Source organism: Pseudomonas sp. NBRC 111140 (assembly GCF_001320885.1).
Lineage (GTDB): Bacteria > Pseudomonadota > Gammaproteobacteria > Pseudomonadales > Pseudomonadaceae > Aquipseudomonas > Aquipseudomonas putida_P.
The window spans coordinates 121,723-148,279 of the sequence record NZ_BCBQ01000002.1 but is presented as its reverse complement, the minus strand read 5'-3'; the positions used below and the strand labels follow the sequence as shown (position 1 = coordinate 148,279).

Here is a 26,557-nt window from a genome sequence, read left to right as displayed (position 1 = left end):
ATCATTGATTCTGCGGTTTGGTCTCAGCTGGAGGATTGGTTACGGACGGTGTGGGTTGCTGCATCTGAAGCGACGGTTTACTTGGGTCAGCATCCTTCGCCGGATGATCCTTGTCGCGGTCGAAGCAACCTCCGAGCAGCGAAAAACTGGCAGACAACAGCAGCACGACAAACAGGTTGTTTTTCATCTGATGAGCTCTCGTTTTTGTGAAGACTTACAGCAACGAGTCCGACCGGTACCCGTGAATTCGTTCTGATTCCGACATAGCGGATGAGCGGTGCCCGAAACGCCGGTTGCGCCCTCACGGCGGCCCTGAATTCGAGAAAAACTAAACCTTCACCTGCTCCCACCGCTCAACCGAGTGCGACACAGAGGTCGCAGCCACCAAGCGAAGGAGTGACAGATGAACAAACCATTCTTGAAAATCGCCGGGGTAACCCTGTTGATGGGCCTGGCTTCGTTGCAAGTACAGGCAGCGTCTTCGGACGATTTCGTCGATGCGGCCACTGAAGCCGGTATCGCCGAAGTGGTCACCGGCAACCTGGCACAGGAAAAGAGCCAGAGCGCAGACATCAAGCAATTCGCCCAGCAAATGGTCACGGACCATACCAAAGCCAACCAGGAACTCGCTGATATCGCCCGCAAGCTGGACATCAGCGTGCCCGACGAAGCGGCGCTGACCGACAAGGTCAAGAAGATGATCCTCGAATGGCGCGAGGAGTCTTTCGACCGGTCATACGTCAATAATCAGATCGACGCGCACGAAAAGGCCGTGGAACTGTTCAAGAAAGAGGCCGCCTCCTCCGACAAGCCGGAGCTGAAGGCCTTCGCCAGCGACAAGCTGCCAACGCTGCAACACCATCTGGAACAGGCCAAGGCGCTGCAAGCCACCCACGGCAAGTAACCCACACGTCACCACGCTATCCAGGGGCCGCCCTGCGGCCCTGCCTTGAGCCATCTGGAGGTGGGCTCCCCATGAATGATCGAATCATCGAACTGTTCACCGACACCACATTCTTCGGCATTTCCATCCTCAACCTGCTGGTGGCGCTGTGCGTTGCTGTGCTGACGTTCCTGATTGCCAGAGCTGTCATCGGCCTGTTGATGCGCCGGGTGCAGCGCTGGTCCGAACATGACGGGGCAATGAGTCAGGTGCTGGCCAAGGTACTGGCCGGCACCAGCAACAGCCTGCTGCTGCTCGCTTCGCTGCTGGTGGGTTTGAGCATGCTGGACCTGCCCGAGCGCTGGCTGGGCCGGGTCAGTAGCTTGTGGTTCGTGGTCGCTGCCCTGCAGATCGGCCTCTGGGTCAATCGCGCCATCGCGCTGGGCCTGACCCGCTACTTCAGCCGGCACAGCGCCGACGGCCTTTACCAAGGCAGTGCGCTGGCCACGCTTTCGGCCTGGGGCGCGCGCGTGCTGTTGTGGTCGGTGGTGTTGCTGGCCATGCTGTCCAATCTGGGCGTCAATATCACCGCCTTCGTGGCCAGCCTGGGTGTGGGCGGCATTGCCGTCGCCCTGGCCGTGCAGAACATTCTGGGTGACCTGTTCGCTTCATTGTCGATCGCCGTCGATAAACCCTTCGAAGTCGGCGACTTCATCGTCATCGGCCCACTGGCCGGCACAGTGGAACATGTCGGGCTGAAGACTACACGCATCCGCAGCCTGGGCGGTGAGCAGATCGTCATGGCCAATGCCAGCATGATCAGCAGCACGATCCAGAACTACAAGCGCTTGCAGGAACGACGCATCGTGTTCGAGTTCGGCTTGTCCTATGACACCCCCACTGATGCGGTCAAAAAGGCACCCGCCATCGTCGAGGAGGCAATCAAGGCCCAGCAGCAGGTCCGCTTCGACCGCGCTCACCTGCGCGGCTTTGGTAAAGAGGCGCTGGAGTTCGAGTGCGTTTATATCGTGCGGGACCCTGGCTACAACCTTTACATGGATATCCAGCAGGCCATCAACTTCCACCTGCTAGAGCGCTTCACCCGGATCGGAGCCAAGTTTGCCGTGCCGGTACGTGCCATCAAGGTCACCGCGCTGCCGCAGCCGCCCGCTGAGCCACCGGCTCACTGATAAATAGCGGCACTTTGGCCAACGAGGGCTGTCCTAACGTGAACCCCGCTCGTCGTCTGAAGGGTGTCGGGCCTATAATCGGTGCCAAAGCTCACTCCCGGTTCGCACAAGGCTCGTGCCAATGAAATCGTCCAGCAAGACTTCCATCGCGTCGCCGCACAACCCTGCGCTCAGCCCTAGCCACCTGGACTTTCCAGTGGTGGGCATCGGCGCATCGGCTGGCGGGCTGGAGGCGGTCCAGGCGTTTTTCCAGCACGCCCCCGAGCACTGCGGCATGGCGTTCGTTGTAGTGTTGCACTTGTCGCCGGACCACCAGAGCCAGGCCGACCGCCTGATTCAGCGTGTCACGCGCATGCCGGTGTGCCAGGTGAGCGAGCCGGTACCGATCGAGCGTGATCACGTCTATGTGATTTCACCGGCCAACCGCCTGTCCACCAATGACGGCTACCTGCGGGTCAGCCCGGCCAGGCGCAGCCGCGGCGACCATGTTGCCATCGACCTGTTCTTCCGCGACCTGGCCGACGTGCACAAGGACCATGCGTTCTGCGTGGTGCTTTCGGGCAGCGGCAGCGATGGTGCAGTGGGCCTGTCACGCATCAAGGAACAGGGTGGCGTAACCCTGGTGCAGTCCCCCGATGACGCCCAGTACCCCGACATGCCCAAGGCTGCCATCACCACCGGCATGGTCGACCTGATCCTGCCGGTAACCGAGATTCCGGGCAAGCTGCTGGAGCTGTGGCGCTCGGCACAGAACGTGAAACTTCCTGAAATCGAGGATGACAGCCTCCCACCGCCTCTGGGCGAGCGTTCAGGCGACCCGGCTCAATGCGACCCACTGCTCGACGACATCCTTGCCCGCCTGCATGCCAGCACCGGTCACGACTTTCAGCACTACAAGCGCGCGACGGTCCTGCGCCGACTTGAACGGCGCCTGCATGTCACTGCACAGACCGACCTGGCCGGTTACCGCGAATACCTCGAGCAGCATCCTGAGGAATGCCGTGCATTGCTGGCTGACATGTTGATAGGGGTCACCAATTTCTTCCGTGACCGCGAAGCCTTCGAAGCATTGCAGCAGCATGTGATGCCGGGCCTTGCCAATGACGACAACGAAGAGCTTCAGCGCGAAGTGCGCATCTGGTCGGCAGGTTGCTCATCCGGCGAAGAAGCCTACAGCCTGGCGATGATGGCGACCGAGCAATTGGCCATGGAGCAGCGCAGCACCAAAGTCCAGGTGTTCGCCACCGATCTCGACGAACACGCGATCAATGTCGGCCGGCTGGGCGTCTACCCCGATGCCATCGCCACCGATGTACCCACGGCCAGGTTGCGTCAGTTTTTCATCAAGGAAGACCAGCATTACAAGGTACGCAAGGACATTCGCGAAAAAGTCCTGTTCGCCCGGCACAACCTGTTGTCCGATCCACCGTTCTCTCAGTTGGACCTGGTGGTATGCCGTAACTTGCTCATCTACCTGGACCGGGAAGTGCAACGGGAGATCCTGCGGCTGTTCCACTTCGCCCTGCGCAAAGGAGGTTACCTGTTCCTGGGCAGTTCGGAATCAGCGGACGTGGCGGCCGACCTGTTTATTGCCGTGGACAAGCGCCATCGCATCTTCCGCGCCAGGGAAGTAGAACCGGCGAGCCGCCCAGGGCGGCTTCAAGCGCCCGACACGCAAGCAGTACGCACCAAACCCAAGCCCCTGCGCAAGCTGTCCTATGCTGAAATCCATCACCGTGCATTGTCCAGACGCACACCGCCCAGCCTGATCGTCGATACTGACGGCAACATCTTGCACATGAGCGATGGTGTCGGCCGCTTCCTGCGCCACGCCGGTGGCGAAGTCAGCCCCAGCCTGCTCAACCTGGTACTCACGCCGCTGCGCCCTGCCCTGCGCAGTACCCTGTTGCAGGCCCAGAACACCGGTCAGCCGGTCAGCTCTGGCGCAGTGATCACCACCGTCGACGATCAACGCGTCGAAGTCCAGTTACAGGTCCAGCCCCACCAGGACGAACCCAGTGGCAGCGAATGCCTGCTGGTGGTTTTTCAGGTTCGCGAAGCTGATCCCCATACCCCGCCTGCTATCCAGCAAACCGAAGGCATGGTGTTGAACACCCTGGAGCGCGAACTGCAGCGCACCCGTCAGCAGTTGCAGGAAACCATCGAGCAGTCGGATATCTCCAGCCAGGAGCTGATGGCCTCGAACGAAGAAATGCAGGCGATCAACGAGGAGCTGCGCCTGGCCAGCGAAGAGCTGGAAACCAGCAAGGAAGAGCTGCAATCCATCAACGAAGAACTGCTGACGGTCAACTACGAGCTCAAGACCAAGGTCGATGAAACCGACAAGATCAACGACTACCTGAGCAACCTGATCGCCTCCACCCAGATCGCCACCGTGTTTGTCGACCGCAACTTGCACATTCGCTGGTTCACCCCTGGGGCCACCGCCATTTTCAGCATACTGCCGGTCGACACCGGCCGCTCGCTGCTCGACATCACCCATCGTCTGGAATACCCAGGCCTGGCGGACGATGCGCGCGCCGTGATCGAACGCGAAACCACGATCGAGCGTGAAGTGATCGGCCAGGACCAGCATTGGTACCTGGCGCGCCTGCTACCGTACCGGGCCAGCGAGCAGAATGTCGATGGCACCGTGCTGACGTTTATCGACATCACCAAGAGTCGCGCAGCCGAAGAACGCTTGCGTCAAGGCGAGGAGCGCATGCGCCTGGTCGCAGAGAGCACCCATGACTTCGCCATCATCCTGCTTGACGAACAAGGCCTGATCATCGACTGGAACACGGGCGCTGCGCTGATCTTCGGCTACGCCAAGGATGAAGTGCTGGGCATTCACTATGCGCTGATTTTCACCGAGCAGGACCGCGAAAACGGCGAGCCGGAACGCGAATTGCGCGCTGCCCGCCTGCATGGCCGCGGCCAGGACGAACGCTGGCATGTGCGCAAGGACGGCAGCCGCTTTTATTGCAGTGGTGAAGTTTCACGCCTCAAGGGCAGCAGCCTGCGCGGTTACGTGAAGATCGCCCGTGATCTGACCGGCCACAAGCGCCTGCAGGACGAACAAAGCAAGCGCCTGGCCGAGTCACAAAGCTCCAGCCACATGAAGGATGAGTTCTTCGCGGTGATGTCCCACGAGCTCAAGCACCCGTTGAACCTGATTCAGCTCAATGCCGATATCTTGCGACGTATACCATCGGTCACAAGTACCGGCATGGCGAGCAAAGCGGTCAACGTCATTCGCGAAGCGGTCACCAGCCAGGCGCGGATCATCGATGACTTGCTCGATGTAGCGCGCATCCGCACGGGCAAACTCAAACTGAAGACCCAGCCGGTCGATTTGTGCGCCGTGCTGCAGGGTATCTGCTCCGTAGCCTGCAATGAGCAGCGCGGCCGAAGTGTTCGGCTGACGCTGCCGGCCGATGGCGAACCGGTCTATGTGGAGGCCGACAGCACCCGTGTCGAGCAGATCATCTGGAACCTGCTGAACAACGCACTGAAGTTCAGCCCTGCCGATGGCGAAATTCTGTTGAGACTTGCTCGACAGGATGAGCAGGCGCGACTTGAAGTCATCGATCAGGGCATAGGCCTCGCCCAAAACTCCCTGGAAGATATTTTTGAGCTGTTCAACCAGGCTGCACCCACCGGCCATGGGCGAGAGGGGCTAGGTATTGGCCTTTCCCTGGTTCGTCAATTGGTAGAAGCCCATGGCGGAGCGGTAAGCGTGGAGTCTCCCGGAATAGGCCAGGGTTGTACGTTCATCATTACCCTGCCTTTGTGCGTGTATACCCAGCAACCCCAGGCTCAGGGCGAAGTGCTGCCCTCAGAAGGTCGCCTGAAAGGGGTTCGCATCCTGCTGGTGGATGACTCGGTCGATGTGCTGGAAGTGATGGAACAATTGCTGTTGATGGAAGATGCCGACGTCGATGCGTACAGCGACCCGAAACTGGCGCTGCAGTCGGCGGCAGATGCGCGTTACGACGTGATCATTTCCGACATCGGCATGCCTGGCATGGATGGCCATGCTCTGATCCGGGCGCTGCGCGGCCTGGAGCATCTGCGCTACATCCCTGCCATTGCGTTGACTGGCTATGGGGCAAGCGCGGACCAACACAAGTCTCGCCAGTCCGGTTTTGACCGCCACTTGAACAAGCCGGTGGGTTATGACGACTTGATTGACGCGATCGAGCGCCTGAATGGCTCAGCGTCGGTTTGAATAGGAGAAGATGGGCTTTACCGGGGGCGACTCACGCCCCTCAGTGCTTCCTGCCCTCCTCCTTCTGTTTTTCTTCGTCCTGCCCTTCAACCTTGTCCACCAGCAAAGGCATCGTTCCCAGCACCAACAGCGCCAGCACCGTGCTGACCAGCGCCGTGGCTTCGCGTCCCATCCCCGCTGCCGTACCGATGGCAGCCGTCATCCATAACCCGGCAGCTGTGGTAAGGCCTTTGACATGACTGGTGTCCTGGCCATTGCCTTTGAGAATGGTGCCCGCGCCCAGAAATCCGATACCGGCAACGATGCCCTGAATCACCCGGCTGAGCGCCTGCGCATCGGCACCTGCCGTGCTCGGTGCCAGTACGAACAGCGCCGCGCCGAGCGAAACCAGCATGTGCGTGCGCACCCCGGCAGATTTGCCCTTGTGCTCGCGCTCGAAACCCAGCACCGCGCCTAGTACGGCAGCCATCACGAGGCGTACAAGAATCCGCACGACCTCACGCACATCGCCGATATCGGCGAATTCGGCCTGGATTGTTTGCCAGATCAGATCCATGGATGGGGTCCGTGCCGTTTACACGTTCGGCCTCTGCTGGCGCTTTTTACGATCTCGATGGGCATGGCCGGGTCTTCCGGAGGCAGTTACAGAGTGTGACTGCGAGCACTGCACGTTTGCTGCATCGAACGCTCAAGTGGTCGCCTTGCAGTATTCGTGGGCAAACCTCTTGTTCGTCTCTGCAATTGACGGTCAGCATCAAGTTTCGCAGGTCGCCGTAGATATTCTCAGCGCGTGCTGTGCTGTCGGTAAGGCGTTCAGACCGAATTGACGGCCAGTCGCAGCCGCTTCAGTCGACTCCATGTCCCACCACTGGTCGCAAATAGCGAACGGCTGGTTATGCTGACCACTCTCCTATTCTGAGCGCCGCAGAACGCATCCAGGCTGTCGTAGCTTAGTGTCCTATTCCGTCGCTCGCTGTCCCGCCCGCTTCTCGTACGAGCCTTACTAAATGCTCGAGGGATATCGCGCGGTTATAAAATGTGAGATGACGCCGACATTCCCGCCGGCGTCACTCGAGCAGCCTTGAACAAAGAGTCGAGAGGCTCTACTGCCTGTGGCCGCTGGCCAGGAGCGTACTATGAATTTCGAAGAGCGCGACAAGTACGGTATGTACAAGGGACGGACCGATTTCACTGCCGAGGGAGACCGCGGCCCGGGGCCGCGGCTGATGGGCGCGGATACCCTCATCGGCAACGACGTGTATAACACGCAAGACGAAGACTTGGGCGACATCAAGGAAATCATGCTGGACACCGCCAGCGGCAAGGTTGCGTACGCTGTACTGTCGTTTGGCGGTTTCCTGGGGATGGGTGAAAAGCTGTTCGCCGTGCCGTGGGCTGCTTTGCGCCTGGACACGGTGAACAAGCGCTTCGTCCTTGATGCCGACAAGGACCGCCTGAAGAACGCCCCAGGCTTCGATAAGGACAACTGGCCAAACATGAGCGATCCGACTTGGGGCAGAGGTATCCACGACTACTACGGCACCACGTGGGAAAGCGATCCCCGGCTGTGATGGGCCCTGCTTGGCCGGGCTTCCGGCCAAGCTTATCCTGACCAACAGGGTCGTGGCAGGCGGATTTGGGTCGATAGCAGCCGTGTGGAAAAATTTCCATACGGACGAGGCACTGTCCTGCTTTCGACCACACCGCCATGGAGTTACACTGAAATCCAAGCTGCACCATCTCGACAGCTGTCAGAAATCGCCATTCTCGATCGTGCATCCTGCTGGGGGTATCGCGGGTATTTTTGGGGGTACATTTCTGCTTTTTGAAGCCAGAAATGCCGTTCCAGAGGCCTTTCCAAATGTTCTTCGGGGATCCGGACAGCCTTTGATTCGCACCCCTAACGTGGGTCTTCACATCCAGCACGCTTGAAGCTCGCGTCGGGCTTGTTCACGCGAAGCACAAAGCCTGACCTACGCCGACGCATTCCCTGCGTGATCATGGCGTGCTTCACCGTCGTCACGCTGCCGGTGCCCTTGATGCGCAAGGCACAGCCATCCTCTGACGCCCATTGCCCCTGCTCAAGGCCTGTGCTGCTCAGGCTTGGCCTCGACACCGCGCACATCGGCGTATGTTGTCGCTTTCCATCAAGAGCAGCCCCTCACCCTCCCCTAGATTAACTCCCGAGCGAGCCCCTGATCGAACCCCAGGGGCAGTGTCTGGAGGAGACCAGCCATGCAATCCGTCGAGCAGTTCAAACACAGCACTTCCATTGCAGATTGGGCCGAGCAGCGCCCGGAACACGCCTTCACCTTGCCCTCGCGGTACTTTTTCGACGAGCAGATCTTCGCTGCCGAACGCGACCGTATCTTCATGAGTGCCTGGCACCTGGCCGGCCATCGCAACGAGTTCGCCGAGCCTGGTCAGTTCGTGGTGTGCGACATGTTCGACCAGAGCGTGGTGGTGGCCTGTGGCAACGATGGCAAGATCAATGCCTTCCACAATGTCTGCCAGCACCGTGGCAATCGCCTGCTGGATGTGCGTCGTGGTAACGACACCCGAGTGCTGCGCTGCGCCTACCACTCCTGGTGCTACGAAATGGACGGCAGCCTGCGCAGTGCGCCACGCAGCGAACGGCTGATAGCCTTCGACAAGCAGCAATTCAACATTCCCAAGGTCCGCGTCGAAGAACTCGGCGGTTTCGTCTACTTCAACTTCGACGCAGACGCGCCGTCGCTGGCGGAGCTGTTCCCAGGTGCCGACGAAGAAATGCGCGCGGTCTTTCCCGACCTTGGCAAGATGCGCCTGATCGAAGAGCAGGACGTGATCGTACCGGCCAACTGGAAGGTGATCATGGACAACTCCATCGAGGGGTACCATTTCAAGTTGTCCGGGCCCTGCCATATCGACCTGGCCAAGCTGATCGACTTCAAGGGCTACCGCCTGACCAAGCGCGACAACTGGTGGACGTACATCGCACCGGCCAACCAGCAGGCCGAGGAAGCCTACGGCGTCAAGCTGAGCGGGCCACGCAACCCCGATGAGCGCTTCTTCAACATCGGGCTGTGGCCGAACAACACCTTCTATACCTTCCCCTTCTCGGCGTTTCTCGGCACGTTCATCATGATCCCGCTGGACGCAGAGCGCTCACTGCTGCGTTTTGGCTACTACAGCCCCCACGAGCAGGTCCCGGAGGTTTCCCACGCCTGCATGAAGTGGATGAACGAGGACCTCGGCCCCGAGGACATCGAGCTCAACATCAGCGTGCAGAAAGGCCTGCGTTCGCTCGGCTACGACCAGGGCCGCTACATGATCGACGCCGAGCGCAGCAACGAAAGCGAGCATTTGGTGCATCACTTCCACAAGCTGGTGTTCGACGGCATCGGCGCAGGCCGCTGACCACTGTCATGGGGGAGCCTTTATGCTCGGGCATGAATACGACTATGTGATCATTGGTGCCGGCTCGGCCGGCTGCGTGCTGGCCAAGCGCTTGGGAGAGAACCCGGCCCTGCGCATCCTGGTGCTGGAGTCCGGCCCGCCGGACGCCAGCTGGACCATTGACATGCCCTCAGCAGTGGGCATCGTGGTAGGTGGCACCCGCTTCAACTGGAGCTACACCAGCGAACCGGAGCCGGGCCTGGACGGCCGACGCATCGGCACACCACGCGGGCGCACCCTGGGCGGCTCGTCGTCGATCAACGGCATGGTCTACATTCGTGGCCATGCCCGCGACTACGACGGCTGGGCTGCACAAGGCTGCGAAGGCTGGAGCTATCGGGAGGTGCTGCCCTACTTCATGCGGGCGCAAAACCATCGGGACGGCGCCAACACCTACCGCGGCGCAACCGGGCTGCTCCACGTCACACCAGGCGATACCTCGCCGCCACTGTGCCAGGCCTTCATCGAGGCCGGCCAGCAAGCCGGCTATGGCGTGAGCAGCGACCTCAATGGCCATCGCCAGGAAGGCTTTGGCCCGGTCGACCGCACCACCCGCGACGGCAAGCGCTGGAGCACCGCGCGCGGCTACCTGGCTGAAGCACTCAAAGGCGGCAACGTCACCATCGCCACCTCGGCGCTGAGCCGGCGGATTCTCTTCGACGGCGAACAAGCCTACGGGGTGGAGTTCGAAATGGACGGCGTGGTGCACCAGGTGCGTGTGCGCCAAGAGGTGCTACTGAGTGCTGGCGCCATCAACTCACCGCAACTGCTGATGCTTTCTGGCGTCGGCCCGGCCCAGCATCTGCGGCGCCTGGGCATCCCCCTGGTACGCGACCTGCCGGGAGTAGGCCAGCGCCTGAACGACCATCCCGATACCGTCGTGCAGTACCGCTGCAAGCAGCCGGTGTCGCTCTACCCCTGGACACGTGCACCGGGCAAATGGCTGATCGGCGCGCGCTGGTTCGCCAGCCACGATGGCCTGGCGGCTAGCAACCATTTCGAGGCGGGCGCGTTCATCCGCTCGCGGGCCGGGGTGGAGTTTCCCGACCTGCAACTGACGTTCATGCCGCTGGCGGTCCAGCCAGGCAGCGTCGACCTGGTGCCCGAGCACGCCTTCCAGGTGCACATCGACCTGATGCGCCCCACCAGCCTGGGCAGCGTCAGCCTGGTCAGCACCGATCCGCACCTGGCGCCGCGCATCCTCTTCAACTACCTGACCACCGAGCGCGACCGCGCCGACATGCGTGCAGGCGCCCGCCTGGTACGCGAGATCCTCGCCCAGCCGGCCATGCGCGCCTATGCCGGTGACGAGCTGGTACCCGGTGCCGACCAGGTGAGCGATGCGCAGCTCGACGCTTGGGCGCGACGCATCACCGAGACTGGCTACCACGCCAGCGGCACCTGCAAGATGGGCCCGCCCAGCGACCCCGAAGCAGTGGTCGACCCACAATTGCGCGTGCACGGTCTGCGCGGGCTGCGGGTGGTCGATGCCTCGATCATGCCGCAGATCGTCAGCGGCAACACCAACGCGCCCACGGTGATGATCGCCGAGAAGGCCAGCGACCTGATCCGTGGCCTCACCGCGCTTACCGCAAGCGATGCACCTGTGTGGGTTCACCCACGCTGGCGCGAATGCCAGCGTTGAGGGGTACTTGCCAAAGCCGGCCCACTGCGCTTGCATAGGCGCAGCGGGCCTTTCCTGTGAACGAGGTGCCGGCCAATGCAGCCGGCGCCCATTGCCGAGCCTGGTGCAACCATGAAACGATCCGAAACCCTTGACCTTCAGTGGCAGGGCCCTGCCAGCCCTCCGCTGCGCATCGGCATCCTGTTGCTGCCTTCGTTTTCCAACTTCGGCCTGGCCTCGCTGATCGAGCCGCTTTCGATCGCCAACTGGCTGGCCCAGTGCAACCTGTTCCAGTGGACCCTGCTCTCGGTAGACGGCCAGCCGGTGCCCGCCAGCAACGGCCTGCTCGCCGGTGCCCAGGCGGGCATCGGCGAGCACAGCGAATTCGATGCCTGCGTGGTGATCGCCAGCTTCGATGTGCACCGCCACGCGCGCAACCCGGCCCTCAAGGCCTGGATCAAGCGCCAGGCGGCCTTCGGCGCAGTCATGGTAGGGATCGAAACCGGCACCGAGCTGCTGGCTGCGGCAGGTGTGCTCGACGGCCACCCGGCCGCCGTCCATTGGGACAACCTGCAAGGTTTCCAAGAAAGCTACCCTAGGGTGCAAGCCTGCGCGCAGCTCTACTCGTTGGGCCGCAAGCGCCTGACCTGCGCAGGCGCCACTGCCGTGCTGGACATGGTGCTCAGCTGGCTGGACCGGCTGGCCGGTGGCAACCTGGCACGCGAAGTGGCCATGCACATGCTCATCGAGCAGGTACGCGAGCCGCAGGTCCAGCAAGCCGAAGGCTATCGCCGCAACCTGCATGCCCAGGCCGGCAAGATGGGGCGGGCCATCGAGTTGATGGAACAGCACCTGGAAGAACCGCTGAGCTGCGAGGCCATCGCCGAGCGTGTGGCACTGTCGCGTCGCCAACTGGAGCGCCAGTTCATGCAGCACACCGGCCTTACGCCGCTGAAGTACTACCTCAGCCTGCGCCTGGCACGCGCCCACAACCTGTTGCAGCAAACCCGCATGAGCGTTGCCCAGGTTGCAGCCAGTGCAGGTTTCGGCTCGCTGGAACACTTCTCCCGCGCCTACCGCGCCAAATTCGGCTGTGCACCGAGCAACGACCGTTCGCAGAGTTTGAGCGCCCCGGTCATGCGCCAGCCGTTGGGGCATGACCGGCAGCCGTTGGCGATCTGATCTCGGTGCATTGCGCGGGCTTGCACAGATGCATCGCCGCCCTGGGGCGCAAAGCGCCCCAGGGCCATAGGTTAAAGCCCAAGGTAACTGCGCACCGCCGATGCCCCTGGCTGGCCATCGAACGTCGTCACCCCCGCCAGCCAGTTCTCCAGCACCTGTGGGTTGCGCTTGAGCCACTCCCGTGATGCCAGCGCAGGCTTTTGTTTGTCGTTGAGAATGGCCCCCATGATCTGGCTTTCCATCCCCAGCTCAAACGCCATCCGAGACAATAACGCACCTACGTTCGGGCATTCCTGGCCGAAGCCTTTGCGCGTATGGGTGTCGACCACTGCAGCCCCGTAGTTCGGGCCGAACTCAGCGTCGCCACCACTCAGATAACGCATCGACAGCTGGCTGTTCATTGGGTGCGGCTCCCACCCCAGGAACACGATCGGCTTTTTCGAGCGCACCGCCCGGCGTACTTCCACCAGCATGCCGGCCTCGCTTGAGTCGACCAGGCGGAAACCCTTGAGGCCATAGCTGTCCTTGTCGATCAGGCCCTGGATGATCTGGTTGCCATCATTGCCGGCCTCGATGCCGTAGATGCGCCCTTGCAACTCGTCCTTGAACCGGGCGATGTCCTCGAAGCGCTTGAGCCCGGCCTCGTAGGCATAGTCCGGCACGGCCAGGGTGTATTTGGCACCGGTCAGGTTGGTGCGTACCCGCTCGACGCTGCCTTTTTCCAGAAAAGGCGTGGAAATTGCCGCCATCGACGGCATCCAGGCGCCAAGGTAGACGTCGATGCTCTTCATTTCCATGGCCTGGTACGCCATCGGGATCGACAGCATCTGGGTCTTGGTCTTGTAACCCAGGCCTTGCAAGACGGTAGTCGCGAGCCCAGTGGTGGCGGCGATGTCAGCCCAGCCGACCTCCGCGAAGTTGACTGTCTGGCAGGCAGCGGGGTCACTGGCCTGGGCGGTGGCGATGGACGCGACGAGCAGCGATGCGGCAAGCACGGGCACTGATGTTTTCTTTGGCATGCGAGCGACTCCAGAACGGTTCAGGGTGGGCGTGACAATGCACGGGCGTATGCACTCAGCTGCGATAGTCCGGCTCCTGCTCATCGAGGATTTCCTGCAGCGCAGCGAAATGGCGGGCGGCGAAATCCGGATAATCAAGCCATTGCCGGGCTGTCTTGCGCGCCACGGCATCGCTGGCGATACGCAGAGGGCGGCCGCTGGCAAGCGCGGTGAGGTAAAGCTCGCAGGCCCGCTCGAAGTAGTAGAGGTCGTCGAAGGCCTGGGCCACGCTTGGGGCCGCCACCAGCACACCGTGGTTGCCCATCAGCAGAATCGGCTTGTCGCCCAACTGGCGGCTTACCCGCTCGGCTTCATCCCCCAGCCCCATGCCGTCGAACCCCTCGTCGATGGCCACGCGCTCGAAGAAGCGCATGGCGTTCTGCTCGATCGGTGGCAGGCGCGAGTCGGCCAAACAGGCCAAGGCGGTGGCGTACTTCGAATGCACATGCAGGATGCAGCGCGCATGCGGATGCCGCCGGTGCAAGGCGCCATGCAGGGCCCAGGCAGTGATGTCCGGCGCCCCGGGGCGTTGCAACGCCGAGGGGTCGTCGGCATCGAGCAGCAGCAAGTCGCTGGCGCGGATCCTGGAAAAATGCCGGCCATAGGGATTGATCAGAAAACGCCGGCCATCCTCGGAAACAGCCAGGCTGAAATGGTTGGCAATCGCCTCGTGCATCCCTAGGCGGGCGGTCCAGCGAAATGCGCAGGCGAGCTCGACGCGGGCCTGGGCATGGGCGTCTAGAACAGCGATGGATGAGTTGTGCATGGCAGCTCCTCGGGCGGCAGGCGCGCCCCTCGGGGGCGCGTTCATACCCTTCGAGTCTAGGGATGGCGACGCTTTTGACTTGATGCGATGCGACCTGCCTTGTCGCGAACGAGCGCAGCACTGGCCCTGTCGTATTTCGTCAAGTTCGCACCCTGCTGCCTGTCTATGGTGTGCCCATACATAGGCAAGCCAGGAGACTCAGTGTGTCCCATCAATCGCTATTCATCGCAGGGCAATGGCGTGAGCCACACAGCGGCCGCTATCGGGAAATCCTCAACCCCGCCAACGAGTCCTTGCTGGCCTTGGCGCCAGAAGCCGACGCCCAGGATGTCGACGCCGCGATCGACGCCGCCCGTCACGCCTTCGACCACGGCCCTTGGCCGCAGCTGCCACCGAGTGAGCGCAGCGCCTGGCTGCTGCGCATCGCGGCAGCCATCGAAGCCGATGCCGCGCAACTGGCGCGCCTGGAAACCCTCAACACCGGCAAGACCCTGGGCGAGAGCGAGGCCGATATGGCCTGCGTGGTGGCCACCTTTCGCTACTACGCAGGGCTGCTTGAAGCGCGCACCGATCGCGCTCACCCGCATGCCCCCGACCACGTCATCAGCGTCACACGCCATGAGCCGGTAGGTGTCTGCGCGTTGATCGTGCCGTGGAACTACCCTCTGCTGCAAACCGCCTGGAAGCTCGCCCCCGCCTTGGCTGCGGGCAACACGGTGATTCTCAAGCCCAGCGAACTGACGCCGCTAAGTGCCTTGCACCTGACGGCTTTGCTGGCCGCCCTGGCGCTGCCAGCCGGGGTGTTCAACCTGGTCTGCGGCGATGGCACCGTAGGCCACCACATGGCGCTCAGCGACCGGGTGGACATGGTGTCGTTCACCGGTGGCGCCCAAGCCGGTGCCAAGGTGATGCAGGCCGCCAGTGGCAACTTCAAGCGCCTGGCGCTGGAGCTCGGTGGCAAAAACCCAAATATCGTGTTTGCTGATGCCGACCTCGACGTGGCCCTGGACCAGGCGCTCAACGCCGTGTTCTTCAACGCAGGGCAGGTGTGCTCGGCCGGCTCGCGCCTGCTGTTGCAAGCCTCCGTGCATGATCGCTTCGTCGCGCGCCTGGTCGAACGCATCGACGCTATTGTTCTCGGCGATGGCTTCGACAGCCGCACGCGCATGGGGCCTCTGATATCGGCGGCCCAGCGGAATCGCGTGCTGTCGCTGATCCAGGCGGCACAAGGCGAAGGCGCTCGCCTGCGCGCCGGCGGCCAGCGCCCCACGGATGCGCACCTGGAAAAGGGGTTCTGGTTACGCCCTACCCTGCTCAGTGACGTGCAGGCCGACATGCGCATTGCTCGCGAAGAAATTTTCGGCCCGGTAATCACCGTCGAACGCTTCACCGACGAGGCACATGCCGTGCGGTTGGCCAACGATACGCCCTATGGCCTGGCGGCCGGGGTCTGGACCGGCGACCTGGGCTGCGCCAATCGCATGGCCCGGCGGCTGCGGGTTGGGACACTGTGGGTGAACGATTACAACCTGGCATTTCCCCAGGCGCCCTGGGGTGGTTTCAAGGCCAGCGGCATCGGCCGCGAGCTATCGGCGACGGGCCTGGAGGAATTCAGTGAGCTCAAACACGTGCTACTCAATTGCGAGCCTCGGGCGTTGAACTGGTTCACATGACGACTTCTGGCGAACAGTGGCTCCGTAAGCTCCAACGCTTGGACGTGGGATGGCTTAAGGTACTCGATGGCCTTGGTGGTGCAGAAGAAACCGAGGATTGTCGGCAGCGTAGCCAGCGCCAGCAGCGGCGACAACTCGCCGATCACGAAACCTTCGGCGGCAGCCGGCATCAGCAGATACAGGCTGCCAAAGAGCAACAACAGCCGGGTGAAGTGCAGCCCTCCCGATACCTCCATACGTTTCATGGCAACCGAAAAGGCCCCATAGCCGGTGCCGGCAATGGAGGTGAGCGCAGCACCTTGCAGGCTAAAACCGGCTGCAGGTCGCCACCGAAGATTACCGAAATTCCAGCGATAGCCAGTGCGGCCCCTAGACGCCCCCACTAGGAGGCAAACCCGCGCTGAATCCTGCCATCCCGCCATGGAAGTACACGTTGCCCTGCTTCTCGCCTCACCACCTCCGGCAACTGATCGATCGATTTCCCAGGCTTGAGCCATTAGACGGCCACGAGCCTTTGATCGTGGGATAGCGTCGCACACCATGCTGACGGTGTTCGCCCAGAGCATGATGGGAACCGTTAAACCCGCCTACCCTGCCACCCTGTCAAAGGCGTAATCCTTGAAAACGAACTACCCGATCCCATGGGAGCACCGTACATGTCTATCGAATTCAGACCCGCTCAAGCCGCGGACGCGCACGATATTGCGCGCTTCTTTCAACTGACATCGGAGGGCATGGCCGATTACATATGGAGCAAGCTTGCCGTGCCAGGAGAAGCATTGCTGAGTGTCGGTGCGTCTCGCTATGCCAGGGAACAGGGTGACTTTTCCTACAAGAACTGCTTGATGGCCACTTTCGAAGGGCGCGTCATCGGCATGATGCATAGCTATGCGTTGCGCGAGACCCCTGACAGGCCTGTCGAGACAGACCCGGTCCTCGCGCCTTATTCCGACATGGAAATACCCGCCACCTTATACATATCCAGCCTGGCGTTAGATGAGGCCTGGCGCAGCCAGGGGCTGGGCGTCCAGTTTCTTCGCCACGCCCAGCAGCGCGCCGACGACGCTGGCCTGGATGGGCTATGCCTGATCGATTATGCAGAAAACCACGGTGCACGCCGCTTCTATGAACGTCACGGTTTTCAAATTGTTAAAACCTGCCAGATCGTTCCGCACCCCATGCTGAGCGTAACCGGCGAAGCCTATTTGATGTATCGCCCTACCCACAACGTGCTCGAGAAAAAACCATGAACAAGAAACTGACCGTGTTCCGCGAACTGGATATCCAACCGGTGCGCGACCTGCCTTTTTTTGAAGAGGTCGTGGAAGGCGCCCCTCATACGCTGACGTCCAAGTACTATCACGATGAACAGCAAGGTCGCATTTCTGGAGAATGGGAAGCCAGCACCGGAGCGTGGCGCATCGACTACAAAGTTTGGGAGTTCTGCCATGTCCTGAGTGGATGCTGCGTCATTGAACTTGAAGGTTGCGCCCCCCTCACACTGGCCGCTGGGGACACGTTCATTATCGAGCCGGGCGCCAAGGGGAAATGGACCGTGCTGGAAGATATGAAAAAGAACTTCGTGATCCTCTTGCCCACGAACTAGGCACGGGGTTGCGTTTCATCGAGCGCAGCGCAAGGACAGTTTGCATGCTTGCCTACTGGCGGCGCTCGAATGCTCTACACAGGAGGCTACAACAGCCCTCTACTGCATGGCGCCACTCGCGTCTGGCAGACCTGGTCTAGCCTGGTGAACGAAAGGTGACTTGGGCGGGATCTTGCATAAGTAGAACTAATCGATAATGAGTAGAATTGATTAAACTAATGACCCGCTGAAATGCACACTACTGCCTTTCAAGCGGGAGTACCCTATGTCAGGCGAAAAATCCATCTCAGCCCTGCTCCGCGGCATGAGCCCAGTCCTCAATGAAGGCGACTTTGTATTCTGCACAGTGGCGGACGCGTCCGCGCTTCTGGGTACCGATGTACTTGGTACATTCCGCGAAAAAGAAGGCTTCACTGTCATCATTGAGCGCGAACGCGCTGATGCACTGGGCCTTGAGTACAATTTTGTGGCGGCTTGGATCACGCTCACGATCCACTCAGCGCTTGATGCGGTGGGTTTGACGGCCGCATTCGCGACCGCACTCGGAAAGGCTGGCCTCAGTTGCAACGTGATCGCCGCGTTCTACCATGATCACATTTTCGTGGCCAAGGATGATGCCGCTAAAGCCATCGATGTCCTCCAAGCTTTATCTCGCGCAGGCGAATCCAGTTAGCCCCTAGCCAAGATGCTTCAAGTCTGCCTATTGGCGAAATGTGACAATGGTGAGCGCCCGCCTTGGATCGAAAGCAGACGGTCGCGAGTGGCCGCAATCGACCCATAGCTGCCTTTCGCGGAAGACAGCTAATCTCACTGGGACGCTCTAACGTGGCATTGGAATTTGGGATAGGAAGCTTATTGGAGCCTCGGGGCGAAGACCTTCGTCTCCGAAATCAAAGCGCCAATACCCCACATCATGCCAAGCATCGAGCTTGAATCCGACCTGCGGAAACGTACCGATGTGCTGAAAACCGAGTCGCTCGTGCAGCCCGATACTGCCTTCATTCGGCAAGGCAACGCCGGCATACGCCGAGCGATATCCCAGACGCTTCAGAACTGGCAGCAGCACGTCATAGAGCTGCCGACCAACCCCGCTGCGGCGTTGCCCTTCAGCGACATACACCGTCACATCCACCGCCCACCGGTACGCCGCACGCGCGCGGTGTTGACTGGCGTAGGCATAGCCGACTACTCGTCCTTCTCGCACAGCCACCAGATACGGGTAGGTTTGCAGCGTCGTGGAGATCCGCTCGCGCATTTGCTCCACGCTCGGCACTGCCTCTTCGAATGAGATAGCCGTGTTGAGCACGATGGGCGCGTAGATGATCTGGATCTCTTCTGCATCCTCTGGTCTGGCGACACGAATATCGATTCCGCTATGCATCCGGCTGCTCCAAGCTGTTCAGGTGTTCAACTACTTCGTTGACCGCGCTGCGCGCGGTACGGGTGACGCCGATCAACGTCGCCGAGGCCAGGCCGGTCCAGTCGCCATATCCGACCAGCCAGAGGCGCGGCTCGCGAATAGAGTGCCCCCCATCAACCTCGACCCTACCGTTGTCATCCAGCACGTCCAGTGCCTTCAGATGATCCAGCGCCGGCCGGAACCCAGTACACCAGACCACAGCATCGACCTGGGTTTTCTCACCGTTCAGCCAAGCGACCCCGTCCGGCGTGAATGAGGTAAAAGGCCTTACAGCACGAAGGGCCCCGCGCTCGCGAGCCCGGACCACTGAGGGCACCATGACGATATCGCCAAGCCCACCGACCGGTGCGTCGATAACACGGCCCTCCTGTTGAGCCTTGAGGTGCTCGGTAGCCCGTTCGAACAGCACCCGGCCATCAACGTCATCAGGCAGAAACGCCGGTTCCTCCGTGGTTACCCACGTTGCGTCGGCGACCTCAGACAGCTCCGCATAGATTTGCGCCCCCGAGTTGCCACCACCAACGACCAGCACGCGCTTTCCTTGGAAAGCCTCGGGTGATTGATAATGGGCGGAGTGAATCTGCTGTCCCTGGAACAGCTCTATCCCCGGATAGGCCGGAACATAGGGGTTGCTCCAGGTCCCCGTTGCGCTGATGACGACACGAGCCTCCCAGTCGCGGTCCTTCGAGCGTACACGAAGACCACGCCCGGTCCGCTCCACAGACGTGACGCTGACGGGACGAACGATAGAAAACCCGTAGCGTGCCTCGTACTGCTCCAGATAGCTGACCACGTGATCCCTATCGGGATTACCTTCGGTGACTGGCGGCATCGGCCAGCCCGCGATCGTGCTCCATGCGGAGGGCGAGAACAGCGTCAGCGAGTCCCAGCCATGGCGCCAAGCCCCGCCCGCAGCCGCTTCGGCATCGAGCAACAGGAACGACAGCTTGGCTCGCTTGAGAAAATAAGCCACCGTCAGCGCGGACTGCCCGCCGCCAATCACGATGACATCGAGTAGTTCGCCTTCGGTGACCATGGTTTCTCCTTTCTGGCTGGAGCGCTCAGTCTTCGCCGAACTGGTTGATGTAGTTGATGTGCGCAGGCTTCTGAATCGCCCGAGGGCGAAGCTCCTGCACCCAGGTGATCGCCTCGCGGCGCGGCATTCCGGATTCGATCAGCAGACGGGCAGCGAACAGCCCGGTGCGGCCGGAGCCGCCCTTGCAGTGGATTGCCAGGGCCTTGTTGGAAGCGAGCAAAGCGTCCAACTGGTGGCGAATCTCTCCCAGCCGAGCCTCGAAGTTTTGATCAGGAGCCTGATCATCCTCGATCGGCAGCTGGAACCACTCCAACCCATGCTGCTTGGCCGCGATGCCAAGCTGGGCAACTCCGTTTTCCTGAAGCTCTGCGTCCGACATCAGCGTAACAAGCGCTACGGCACCGGCCTGCTTGAGCGTATCCAGGCTTTCAACGAGAGCGCTGGTCTGGGTGCCCGGACAAGGCGTAAAAATGAGTACACCCGGAGCATGGGGCAAGGATTTCAATGAGTAAGGATGCGACATGCTCATGACCTCAAATAGACCGAATATTGACTCTCTTGGATAGTTCTTCCGCCGACTCTTTGCGTTCGGAGTAGCGGTCTACCAAGTAATCCTGGCGATCACGCAGCAGCAGCGTGAACTTGGTCAGTTCCTCCATCACGTCCACCAGCCGATCGTAGAAAGACGACGGTTTCATGCGTCCGGCTTCATCGAACTCCAAGAAGGCTTTTGGCACCGACGACTGGTTCGGGATGGTAAACATACGCATCCAGCGGCCAAGCACGCGCAGTTGGTTCACCACGTTAAAAGACTGCGAGCCTCCACACACCTGCATCACCGCGAGGGTCTTGCCCTGGGTTGGGCGAACGGCGCCTATGGCCAGCGGTACCCAATCGATCTGCGCTTTGAAGACAGCACTCATTGAGCCGTGACGCTCGGGGGAGCACCACACTTGGCCCTCGGACCATTGCATCAGCTCGCGGAGTTCCAGCACCTTCTCGTGGGAGTCCGGAGCGTCATCCGGCAGCGGCAGGCCGGAAGGGTCGAAGATACGGGTTTCGGCGCCGAACTCTTCCAGCAGGCGCGCAGCTTCCTGGACCATCAAGCGGCTGAATGAGCGCTCGCGGGTCGATCCATACAGCAGCAGGATGCGCGGTTTGTGTGTAGAAGGATCCTTCGGCGCCAGCCGCTCCAGCGACGGCAGATCAATCAGTTCTGGTTGGACATTTGGCAGGTGGTCGTTCATTTCGGTCTCCATTGATCCAGGGCCTACAGCGCGCCGATGCGGGCAAGTTCGGCTTTCAGTTCGTCCTGGCTCAGTTGCGAGAAAGGCAGCGCAATGAAGGCGCGCACGCGCTCATCGATCTTCGCAAGTGTGGTCTGGAAGGCTTCTTCGATTTCTGTCTCACTCCCGGTGACCGCTGAAGGATCGGCCAGGCCCCAGTGGGCTTTGAGCGATGGACCGAAGAAGATCGGGCAGGCTTCGCCGGCAGCGCGGTCGCACACGGTGACAACGATGTCGGGAGGAGAACTCTCGAAGGCATCCGAGGCCTTGCTTGAAAGACCAGCGGTGGGGATACCGGCGGCTTCCAAGGTTTTCAGTGCCCGCTCATTGACCTTGCCGCTTGGGAAGCTGCCAGAACTCACAGCTTCCATACCCTCGGGGGCCAGGTGATTGAACAGCGCCTCGGACAGGATGCTGCGGCAGCTGTTGTGGGTGCACATGAACAAGACTTTCATCAGGTATCTCCGGTTCAAAAGCTCAGGCGGATGGCCAATGCGGCCAAGGTGGCAAGCAGGATCGGCAGCGTCAGAACGATGCCGGTGCGGAAGTAGTAACCCCAGGTGATGACGATGTTCTTGCGGGCCAGCACGTGCAGCCACAGCAAGGTGGCCAGGCTGCCGATTGGGGTGATTTTCGGACCAAGGTCACAGCCGATGACGTTGGCGTAGATCATGGCCTCGCGCACGATGCCGGTGGCCTCGGCGGAATGGATCGACAGGGCGCCTACCAGCACAGTGGGCATGTTGTTCATGACCGACGACAGGCCAGCGGCGAGCAGCCCCGTCCCGAGGGATGCGCCCCAGATCCCGTAGCCGGCGAAGACATTGAGGATCTGCGTCAGGTAGTCGGTGAGGCCGGCGTTACGCAGGCCATAGACCACGAGGTACATGCCAAGCGAGAACACCACGACCTGCCAAGGCGCGTCCTTGAGCACCTTGCGGGTAGAAATCACGTGCCCGCGCGCGGCGATCAGGTAGAGGATCAGCGCACAGGCAGCAGCGATGGCGCTGATCGGAACGCCCAGCGGCTCGATGGCGAAGAAGCCGACCAGCAACAGCGCAAGCACCCACCAGCCGGCAACGAACGTCGCCTTGTCGCGGATAGCGGCTTTCGGAGCCTTCAACTGGTCGAGTTCATAGGTACGCGGCAGGTCCTTGCGGAAGAACCACAGCAGCATTCCCAGAGTGGCGGCAATGCTGACCAGGTTCACCGGCACCATGACCGAGGCGTACTCGCTGAAGCCAATGCCAAAGTAGTCGGCGGAAACGATGTTCACCAGGTTGGACACCACCAGCGGCAGGCTCGCGGTATCGGCGATGAAGCCCGCCGCCATGACGAATGCCAGCGTCGCCGCCGGGGAGAAGCGCAGGGCCAGCAGCATGGCGATGACGATCGGGGTCAGGATCAGTGCCGCACCGTCGTTAGCGAACAGCGCCGAGACAGCGGCGCCCAGCAGGATGATGAAGGCGAACAGCTTGCGGCTGCTGCCATTGCCCCAGCGGGCCACGTGCAATGCCGCCCACTCGAAGAACCCCGCCTCATCCAGCAGCAGGCTGATGATGATGACGGCGATGAAAGTGGCGGTAGCGTTCCAGACGATCTGCCAGACCACGGGGATATCGGACAGGCTCACGACGCCCGCCAGCAGCGCCACGACGGCCCCCAGTGCGGCGCTCCAGCCAACACCCAGGCCTTTGGGCTGCCAGATGACGAGAACGATCGTCACCAGGAAAATCAAAAATGCGATCAGCATGACTACAACTCAATCAGCGAAGGGAAGTCTCAAGCACAAGCAACAGGGCCCTGCGGCCGCTCGCCCATTTCGGCAAGGCGCAATGCATCAGAGCTCAACCATTCCTGGTTGGCATCGACCACTCCCTTCAGCATCGCGTCCACCCACTGCGGCAGTTCGGGGTGCAGTCGGTAGTACACCCATTGACCCTTGCGGCGATCCATCAGGATTCCAGCCTCGCGCAACTGGGCAAGATGCCGGGAGATCTTCGGCTGGCTCAGCTCCAGCGCGTGGGTAAGTTCGCAGACACAGAGTTCGCCTTCACGGGCGATCAGCAGGGTCATCCGGGCCCGGGTGTCATCAGCCAGGCATTTGAAAACGATGGGGGGAGTCAGTGTTTCCCGCATGTGACCTCCTGGGGAATGCGTGTACGGCCAATATCTGGAAATCCGAATATATGCCTATTCAAATATGCGGTAAAGCAGATATTTATAATTGCCTCGCCTGACGGGACGTCATAAAACTGGAAAAAGCCCCCGCTCCGGGACCTATACTGGCCTTCGATACCATCCCCAGAGTCCCCAATGAACCAGTCTGATATCTCTGTCCGATTGCTTGGTACCGATCAAATCCAAGGCCTGGCTGCGCATCTGACTGCAGCGGGCTTGCCGACCCAAGACCTTTTGCAGCCCGACCGAATGTTCTATTCCTTTCACCGGGGAGAAACGGAGTTGGGATACGGGGGCATTGAAGGAAGTGGCCGGACTCGTCTGATTCGCTCACTAGTTGTCGTACCGGCCCAGCGAAAGTCAGGGATCGGTACCCTGCTGCTCAGAGCACTTGAGCGAATAGCGGAAGCTGACGGAGCCCAGAGCCTTCATCTGCTGACCACTACAGCACCCGACTTCTTCGAGGCTCGGGGATATGAGCACAGAGACCGATCCCAAGCCCCAAAGGCAATTTCCAATTCGGAGGAGTTCAACAGCCTCTGCCCGACGTCTGCGGTCTACATGGTGAAGGAGCTTGGCGACATGAACTCGGTGTCACCACAGGTAACTCGCCTCCACGAACGTCAGTGAGTTCGTTCTCAGGTGTCCCAGGAACGAGTCCTGCGGCCCCCGAAAGATGTCGAACTGAATCGACCTCGGTTTCGTAGACTCCTCGAACGGCTGCAAAGGGTCGGTTAGCGCCTCTGGATCGGGCTGACCATCCTTGTCCTCCCTCACATGGAGGACAAGCCATGAACGCCATTACGACCAACAGCCATCAGCCTTGGAACAAAGGAAAATTGGTCGGGCAGAAAACTCCGCTCCGACTGAAAGATATCTGGGCCATTCGGGTAAGGCTCCAAATCGCGGAAGAAACTCGGGATTTGGCCCTTTTCGATCTGGCCATCGACAGCAAGCTACGAGCCTGCGATCTGACCAAGCTTCGCGTACGCGACGTTGCTCATGGGGAGCACGTGTCATCGCGAGCGATAGTGATGCAGCAGAAAACCCAGCGGCCCGTGCAGTTTGAAATTACAGAGCAAACACGGCTGGCCCTACAGGCCTGGATACATCAAGCCAAACTCCACAGCGAAGATTGTCTTTTTCCAAGCCGATTACACGCCTCAGTGCATCTCTCCACCCGGCAGTACGCCCGAATCGTCAAGGCGTGGATAAAGTCTATTGGGCTAGATCCAGCTATGTACGGCACCCACACGATGAGACGTACGAAGGCATCGCTGATCTATCGCAGGACGAAGAACCTGAGAGCAGTTCAGCTCCTTCTCGGCCATACAAAGCTTGAAAGCACGGTGCGATACCTGGGCATTGAAGTCGATGACGCATTGGAGATGGCAGAGCAGACGGAGGTTTGACAGCGTCCAGCGACGGTCGAGGTATGACCGTCGCGATTCGACCCATTGAAGCCGTTCAGACCAAGCAGTGGATGCCACGGCCTACGCTGCTCACTGATCGGCCAAGCATAGATACTGATGTAACTGCTCTCCTAGAACCTCGAACGCCTGAGCGATCCTGTTGATTTTGCGCAGGTCATTGTGCATTGCGATCCACACCTCTACCTCAAAGCCAAAATCGAGGGGTAGGACATGTACCAGGCCGTGCGATTTTGCGATTCGCGTCGGGCAGAGTCCGAAGCCCAAGCCCGCTTTCAGAGCGGCCAGCTGAGCAAGGTGATGATCAGAGGCAATGGCGAAATGCTGGTCGGCATCGCACAGACCAGCATCGACAAACCGACGCAAATCCGCTGAGCGTCTATCCGGGCCGATCAGCGGCAGCTGGCGAAGCGACAGCAGCGAGGCTGGATTACCATAGCGCTCCAGGCACCCGGCACTGGCATGGATGCCAATCTGCAAACTACCGACACGCCGCACGGTGATATCCGCTTCATTGGGCCGCATCAGCCGGACCGCAATGTCCGATTGCAGCCTGGCGATGTCTTCAAGGGTATCGCTTATGCTCAACTCAAGTTTGAGCCTGGGGTATTCGTAATGGAAAGGGGGCAGCAGGTCGGGCAATACCTCGACGCCAAGCAACTCGCCACAGGTCAGCCGAATCGTGCCGTGATCCACCGACGCTTCAGAACTGGCCATGCGGTTGAAGGTTTGCGCGGCCAGGTCCATGGCCTCCACATGTTCAATCAGGCGCTGCGCTCCGGCAGTAGGCGTCAGCCCTTGAGGTGTGCGGGTGAACAGACTTACACCGAGAGCGTGTTCAAGATGGTCCAGGCGCCGACGCGCAGTGGCCTGGGCGATACCCAGCAACTTCGCCGCGCCGCTCAGGCTGCCAGAGCGCAACACGGCGAGAAATACACGCTGGCTTTCCCATTCAATGCCGCTCATACATTCTTAGCCAACAGTTGCTCCTAATTTGATCTTCTGCCCGAACCCGTGAAAGGCGATCATTCGCCCACATTTTTCCGGGCGTCATTGTAAGGAACCAACGCATGAGAATCACCGGTCAGTGCCGATGTGGGCAAATCACCCTTGAGATCGTGGCGCAGCAATTGCCGCCGCTGTATGCCTGCCACTGTTTGAACTGCCAGCGCTGGAGCGGCAGTGCGTTTGGTCTGCACATGCTGAGCGCGGCTTCGGCTGTTCAGGTGGCTGGCGAAACGGCGATCTTTGAGCATGAACACCAAGGTCAAACGTCTACCCAACATGCCTGCGGTACATGTCATACCCGGCTGTTCAACGAGACCACGGCAGCACCCGGCATGCGAGTGGTACGGGCCGGCATCCTGGAAGGGACTGAGTGTTTCGAGCCGGTTGCGCATATCTGGACTCGGCGCAAGCAGCCATGGCTGGTGCTGCCGGCGACTATCGCGCAATGGGAGGAGAGCCCCACGCCAGAAGCATTCGCTGCCGCGTTAGGGTAAAAGAGCTTGCTCCTCCATAAGTGAAGGCGTCGCTCGCCGAACGGCAAATTA

Annotated in this window: 26 protein-coding genes and 1 pseudogene; 14 read left to right on the top strand and 13 right to left on the bottom strand. The window is 60.8% G+C overall.

Translation table 11 applies throughout. The features are described from left to right. Nucleotide 1: 1 nt before the first annotated feature. Nucleotides 2-187 carry a hypothetical protein gene (locus APH42_RS01330; RefSeq protein WP_060492529.1) on the bottom strand — a complete coding sequence of 62 codons (186 nt, stop codon included), beginning with the start codon at nt 185-187 and terminating at the stop codon, nt 2-4. A 216-nt stretch (nt 188-403) separates the two neighbouring features. Here APH42_RS01330 and APH42_RS01325 point away from each other — a divergent pair, with 216 nt between their 5' ends. The 3 genes from APH42_RS01325 to APH42_RS01315 all read left to right on the top strand — a co-directional run bounded on the left by APH42_RS01325 (nt 404) and on the right by APH42_RS01315 (nt 6,304). Then, the gene (locus tag APH42_RS01325; RefSeq protein WP_060492528.1) at nt 404-904 is read left to right on the top strand and encodes a DUF4142 domain-containing protein; all 501 of its coding nucleotides are present in this window, start codon (nt 404-406) and stop codon (nt 902-904) included. A gap of 71 nt (nt 905-975) precedes the next feature. Then, entirely contained in the window at nt 976-2,073 is a 1,098-nt protein-coding gene (locus tag APH42_RS01320) for a mechanosensitive ion channel family protein (RefSeq protein WP_060492527.1), read from the top strand. Between the two features lie 121 nt (nt 2,074-2,194). After that, nucleotides 2,195-6,304: a CheR family methyltransferase gene (locus APH42_RS01315; RefSeq protein ID WP_060492526.1), complete on the top strand. Its 4,110-nt coding sequence runs from the start codon at nt 2,195-2,197 to the stop codon at nt 6,302-6,304. Between the two features lie 40 nt (nt 6,305-6,344). Here the strand turns inward: APH42_RS01315 and APH42_RS01310 are convergent, their stop codons facing one another. Then, entirely contained in the window at nt 6,345-6,860 is a 516-nt protein-coding gene (locus tag APH42_RS01310; RefSeq protein WP_060492525.1) for an MgtC/SapB family protein, read from the bottom strand. Between the two features lie 580 nt (nt 6,861-7,440). On the opposite strand from APH42_RS01310, the gene APH42_RS01305 reads away from it, so the two are divergent. The 4 genes from APH42_RS01305 (at nt 7,441) to APH42_RS01290 (ending at nt 12,548) form a co-directional block, all read left to right on the top strand. After that, nucleotides 7,441-7,875, top strand: coding sequence for a PRC-barrel domain-containing protein (locus APH42_RS01305; protein ID WP_060492524.1), 435 nt, complete (start codon nt 7,441-7,443; stop codon nt 7,873-7,875). Between the two features lie 664 nt (nt 7,876-8,539). After that, complete coding sequence (locus tag APH42_RS01300) at nt 8,540-9,703, top strand: aromatic ring-hydroxylating dioxygenase subunit alpha (RefSeq protein ID WP_060492523.1); 1,164 nt, start codon at nt 8,540-8,542, stop codon at nt 9,701-9,703. Between the two features lie 22 nt (nt 9,704-9,725). Further along, complete coding sequence (locus tag APH42_RS01295; protein ID WP_060492522.1) at nt 9,726-11,387, top strand: choline dehydrogenase; 1,662 nt, start codon at nt 9,726-9,728, stop codon at nt 11,385-11,387. Between the two features lie 111 nt (nt 11,388-11,498). Beyond that, the gene (locus APH42_RS01290; protein WP_049773300.1) at nt 11,499-12,548 is read left to right on the top strand and encodes a GlxA family transcriptional regulator; all 1,050 of its coding nucleotides are present in this window, start codon (nt 11,499-11,501) and stop codon (nt 12,546-12,548) included. A gap of 71 nt (nt 12,549-12,619) precedes the next feature. Here APH42_RS01290 and APH42_RS01285 read toward each other — a convergent pair whose 3' ends face one another. Together APH42_RS01285 and APH42_RS01280 are read right to left on the bottom strand one after the other, a co-directional pair. Next, a complete protein-coding gene (locus APH42_RS01285; protein ID WP_060492521.1) occupies nt 12,620-13,567 on the bottom strand; it encodes a choline ABC transporter substrate-binding protein in 948 nt (315 codons plus the stop codon). A 55-nt stretch (nt 13,568-13,622) separates the two neighbouring features. Then, complete coding sequence (locus APH42_RS01280) at nt 13,623-14,372, bottom strand: class II aldolase and adducin N-terminal domain-containing protein (RefSeq protein ID WP_060492520.1); 750 nt, start codon at nt 14,370-14,372, stop codon at nt 13,623-13,625. A gap of 203 nt (nt 14,373-14,575) precedes the next feature. Here APH42_RS01280 and APH42_RS01275 point away from each other — a divergent pair, with 203 nt between their 5' ends. Beyond that, complete coding sequence (locus APH42_RS01275) at nt 14,576-16,045, top strand: aldehyde dehydrogenase family protein (RefSeq protein ID WP_060492519.1); 1,470 nt, start codon at nt 14,576-14,578, stop codon at nt 16,043-16,045. A gap of 8 nt (nt 16,046-16,053) precedes the next feature. On the opposite strand, the pseudogene APH42_RS28940 reads toward APH42_RS01275, so the two are convergent. Further along, nucleotides 16,054-16,418, bottom strand: a pseudogene (locus APH42_RS28940) (EamA family transporter); the annotation flags it as partial. Nucleotides 16,419-16,701: 283 nt separating this feature from the next. Between APH42_RS28940 and APH42_RS01265 the strand changes: the two are divergent. The 3 genes from APH42_RS01265 (at nt 16,702) to APH42_RS01255 (ending at nt 18,324) form a co-directional block, all read left to right on the top strand. Beyond that, nucleotides 16,702-17,295 carry a GNAT family N-acetyltransferase gene (locus APH42_RS01265; RefSeq protein ID WP_012272648.1) on the top strand — a complete coding sequence of 198 codons (594 nt, stop codon included), beginning with the start codon at nt 16,702-16,704 and terminating at the stop codon, nt 17,293-17,295. Next, entirely contained in the window at nt 17,292-17,651 is a 360-nt protein-coding gene (locus APH42_RS01260; protein WP_060492518.1) for a cupin domain-containing protein, read from the top strand. Before APH42_RS01265 ends, APH42_RS01260 begins: the two co-directional genes overlap by 4 nt. A gap of 265 nt (nt 17,652-17,916) precedes the next feature. Next, nucleotides 17,917-18,324, top strand: a complete 408-nt coding sequence (locus APH42_RS01255) for an ACT domain-containing protein (RefSeq protein ID WP_060492517.1) — start codon at nt 17,917-17,919, stop codon at nt 18,322-18,324. 147 nt (nt 18,325-18,471) lie between these two features. Here the strand turns inward: APH42_RS01255 and APH42_RS01250 are convergent, their stop codons facing one another. The 7 genes from APH42_RS01250 to APH42_RS01220 are packed head-to-tail and all read right to left on the bottom strand — an operon-like array spanning nt 18,472 to nt 23,532. Next, entirely contained in the window at nt 18,472-19,032 is a 561-nt protein-coding gene (locus tag APH42_RS01250) for an arsinothricin resistance N-acetyltransferase ArsN1 family B (RefSeq protein ID WP_060492516.1), read from the bottom strand. Then, on the bottom strand, nt 19,025-20,107 hold the full coding sequence (locus tag APH42_RS01245; protein WP_060492515.1) for an ArsO family NAD(P)H-dependent flavin-containing monooxygenase: 1,083 nt from the start codon (nt 20,105-20,107) through the stop codon (nt 19,025-19,027). The genes APH42_RS01250 and APH42_RS01245 overlap by 8 nt, the downstream gene beginning before the upstream one ends. 25 nt (nt 20,108-20,132) lie before the next feature. Further along, entirely contained in the window at nt 20,133-20,636 is a 504-nt protein-coding gene (locus tag APH42_RS01240) for a cyclin-dependent kinase inhibitor 3 family protein (protein ID WP_060492514.1), read from the bottom strand. Nucleotides 20,637-20,640: 4 nt separating this feature from the next. Beyond that, the gene (arsH, locus tag APH42_RS01235) at nt 20,641-21,354 is read right to left on the bottom strand and encodes an arsenical resistance protein ArsH (RefSeq protein ID WP_027917258.1); all 714 of its coding nucleotides are present in this window, start codon (nt 21,352-21,354) and stop codon (nt 20,641-20,643) included. A gap of 23 nt (nt 21,355-21,377) precedes the next feature. Continuing rightward, nucleotides 21,378-21,848, bottom strand: coding sequence for an arsenate reductase ArsC (locus tag APH42_RS01230; RefSeq protein ID WP_027917259.1), 471 nt, complete (start codon nt 21,846-21,848; stop codon nt 21,378-21,380). Between the two features lie 14 nt (nt 21,849-21,862). Further along, complete coding sequence (locus tag APH42_RS01225; protein ID WP_060492513.1) at nt 21,863-23,146, bottom strand: arsenic transporter; 1,284 nt, start codon at nt 23,144-23,146, stop codon at nt 21,863-21,865. Between the two features lie 29 nt (nt 23,147-23,175). After that, a complete protein-coding gene (locus tag APH42_RS01220; RefSeq protein ID WP_060492512.1) occupies nt 23,176-23,532 on the bottom strand; it encodes a metalloregulator ArsR/SmtB family transcription factor in 357 nt (118 codons plus the stop codon). A 177-nt stretch (nt 23,533-23,709) separates the two neighbouring features. Here APH42_RS01220 and arsN2 point away from each other — a divergent pair, with 177 nt between their 5' ends. Beyond that, nucleotides 23,710-24,204: an arsenic resistance N-acetyltransferase ArsN2 gene (gene arsN2, locus APH42_RS01215; RefSeq protein WP_060492511.1), complete on the top strand. Its 495-nt coding sequence runs from the start codon at nt 23,710-23,712 to the stop codon at nt 24,202-24,204. Nucleotides 24,205-24,365: 161 nt separating this feature from the next. Continuing rightward, nucleotides 24,366-24,986, top strand: a complete 621-nt coding sequence (locus APH42_RS01210) for a tyrosine-type recombinase/integrase (RefSeq protein WP_060492510.1) — start codon at nt 24,366-24,368, stop codon at nt 24,984-24,986. A gap of 90 nt (nt 24,987-25,076) precedes the next feature. On the opposite strand, the gene APH42_RS01205 is transcribed toward APH42_RS01210, so the two are convergent. After that, nucleotides 25,077-25,970: a LysR family transcriptional regulator gene (locus APH42_RS01205; protein WP_060492509.1), complete on the bottom strand. Its 894-nt coding sequence runs from the start codon at nt 25,968-25,970 to the stop codon at nt 25,077-25,079. Nucleotides 25,971-26,074: 104 nt separating this feature from the next. On the opposite strand from APH42_RS01205, the gene APH42_RS01200 reads away from it, so the two are divergent. Next, on the top strand, nt 26,075-26,506 hold the full coding sequence (locus APH42_RS01200) for a GFA family protein (protein ID WP_060492508.1): 432 nt from the start codon (nt 26,075-26,077) through the stop codon (nt 26,504-26,506). Nucleotides 26,507-26,557: the final 51 nt, after the last annotated feature.

Coding starts and splice junctions, on each gene's coding strand:
- APH42_RS01330 (WP_060492529.1), bottom strand. CDS start 187: ATGAAAAACAACCTGTTTGTCGTGCTGCTGTTGTCTGCCAGTTTTTCG.
- APH42_RS01325 (WP_060492528.1), top strand. CDS start 404: ATGAACAAACCATTCTTGAAAATCGCCGGGGTAACCCTGTTGATGGGC.
- APH42_RS01320 (WP_060492527.1), top strand. CDS start 976: ATGAATGATCGAATCATCGAACTGTTCACCGACACCACATTCTTCGGC.
- APH42_RS01315 (WP_060492526.1), top strand. CDS start 2,195: ATGAAATCGTCCAGCAAGACTTCCATCGCGTCGCCGCACAACCCTGCG.
- APH42_RS01310 (WP_060492525.1), bottom strand. CDS start 6,860: ATGGATCTGATCTGGCAAACAATCCAGGCCGAATTCGCCGATATCGGC.
- APH42_RS01305 (WP_060492524.1), top strand. CDS start 7,441: ATGAATTTCGAAGAGCGCGACAAGTACGGTATGTACAAGGGACGGACC.
- APH42_RS01300 (WP_060492523.1), top strand. CDS start 8,540: ATGCAATCCGTCGAGCAGTTCAAACACAGCACTTCCATTGCAGATTGG.
- APH42_RS01295 (WP_060492522.1), top strand. CDS start 9,726: ATGCTCGGGCATGAATACGACTATGTGATCATTGGTGCCGGCTCGGCC.
- APH42_RS01290 (WP_049773300.1), top strand. CDS start 11,499: ATGAAACGATCCGAAACCCTTGACCTTCAGTGGCAGGGCCCTGCCAGC.
- APH42_RS01285 (WP_060492521.1), bottom strand. CDS start 13,567: ATGCCAAAGAAAACATCAGTGCCCGTGCTTGCCGCATCGCTGCTCGTC.
- APH42_RS01280 (WP_060492520.1), bottom strand. CDS start 14,372: ATGCACAACTCATCCATCGCTGTTCTAGACGCCCATGCCCAGGCCCGC.
- APH42_RS01265 (WP_012272648.1), top strand. CDS start 16,702: ATGTCTATCGAATTCAGACCCGCTCAAGCCGCGGACGCGCACGATATT.
- APH42_RS01260 (WP_060492518.1), top strand. CDS start 17,292: ATGAACAAGAAACTGACCGTGTTCCGCGAACTGGATATCCAACCGGTG.
- APH42_RS01255 (WP_060492517.1), top strand. CDS start 17,917: ATGTCAGGCGAAAAATCCATCTCAGCCCTGCTCCGCGGCATGAGCCCA.
- APH42_RS01250 (WP_060492516.1), bottom strand. CDS start 19,032: ATGCATAGCGGAATCGATATTCGTGTCGCCAGACCAGAGGATGCAGAA.
- APH42_RS01245 (WP_060492515.1), bottom strand. CDS start 20,107: ATGGTCACCGAAGGCGAACTACTCGATGTCATCGTGATTGGCGGCGGG.
- APH42_RS01240 (WP_060492514.1), bottom strand. CDS start 20,636: ATGAGCATGTCGCATCCTTACTCATTGAAATCCTTGCCCCATGCTCCG.
- arsH (WP_027917258.1), bottom strand. CDS start 21,354: ATGAACGACCACCTGCCAAATGTCCAACCAGAACTGATTGATCTGCCG.
- APH42_RS01230 (WP_027917259.1), bottom strand. CDS start 21,848: ATGAAAGTCTTGTTCATGTGCACCCACAACAGCTGCCGCAGCATCCTG.
- APH42_RS01225 (WP_060492513.1), bottom strand. CDS start 23,146: ATGCTGATCGCATTTTTGATTTTCCTGGTGACGATCGTTCTCGTCATC.
- APH42_RS01220 (WP_060492512.1), bottom strand. CDS start 23,532: ATGCGGGAAACACTGACTCCCCCCATCGTTTTCAAATGCCTGGCTGAT.
- arsN2 (WP_060492511.1), top strand. CDS start 23,710: ATGAACCAGTCTGATATCTCTGTCCGATTGCTTGGTACCGATCAAATC.
- APH42_RS01210 (WP_060492510.1), top strand. CDS start 24,366: ATGAACGCCATTACGACCAACAGCCATCAGCCTTGGAACAAAGGAAAA.
- APH42_RS01205 (WP_060492509.1), bottom strand. CDS start 25,970: ATGAGCGGCATTGAATGGGAAAGCCAGCGTGTATTTCTCGCCGTGTTG.
- APH42_RS01200 (WP_060492508.1), top strand. CDS start 26,075: ATGAGAATCACCGGTCAGTGCCGATGTGGGCAAATCACCCTTGAGATC.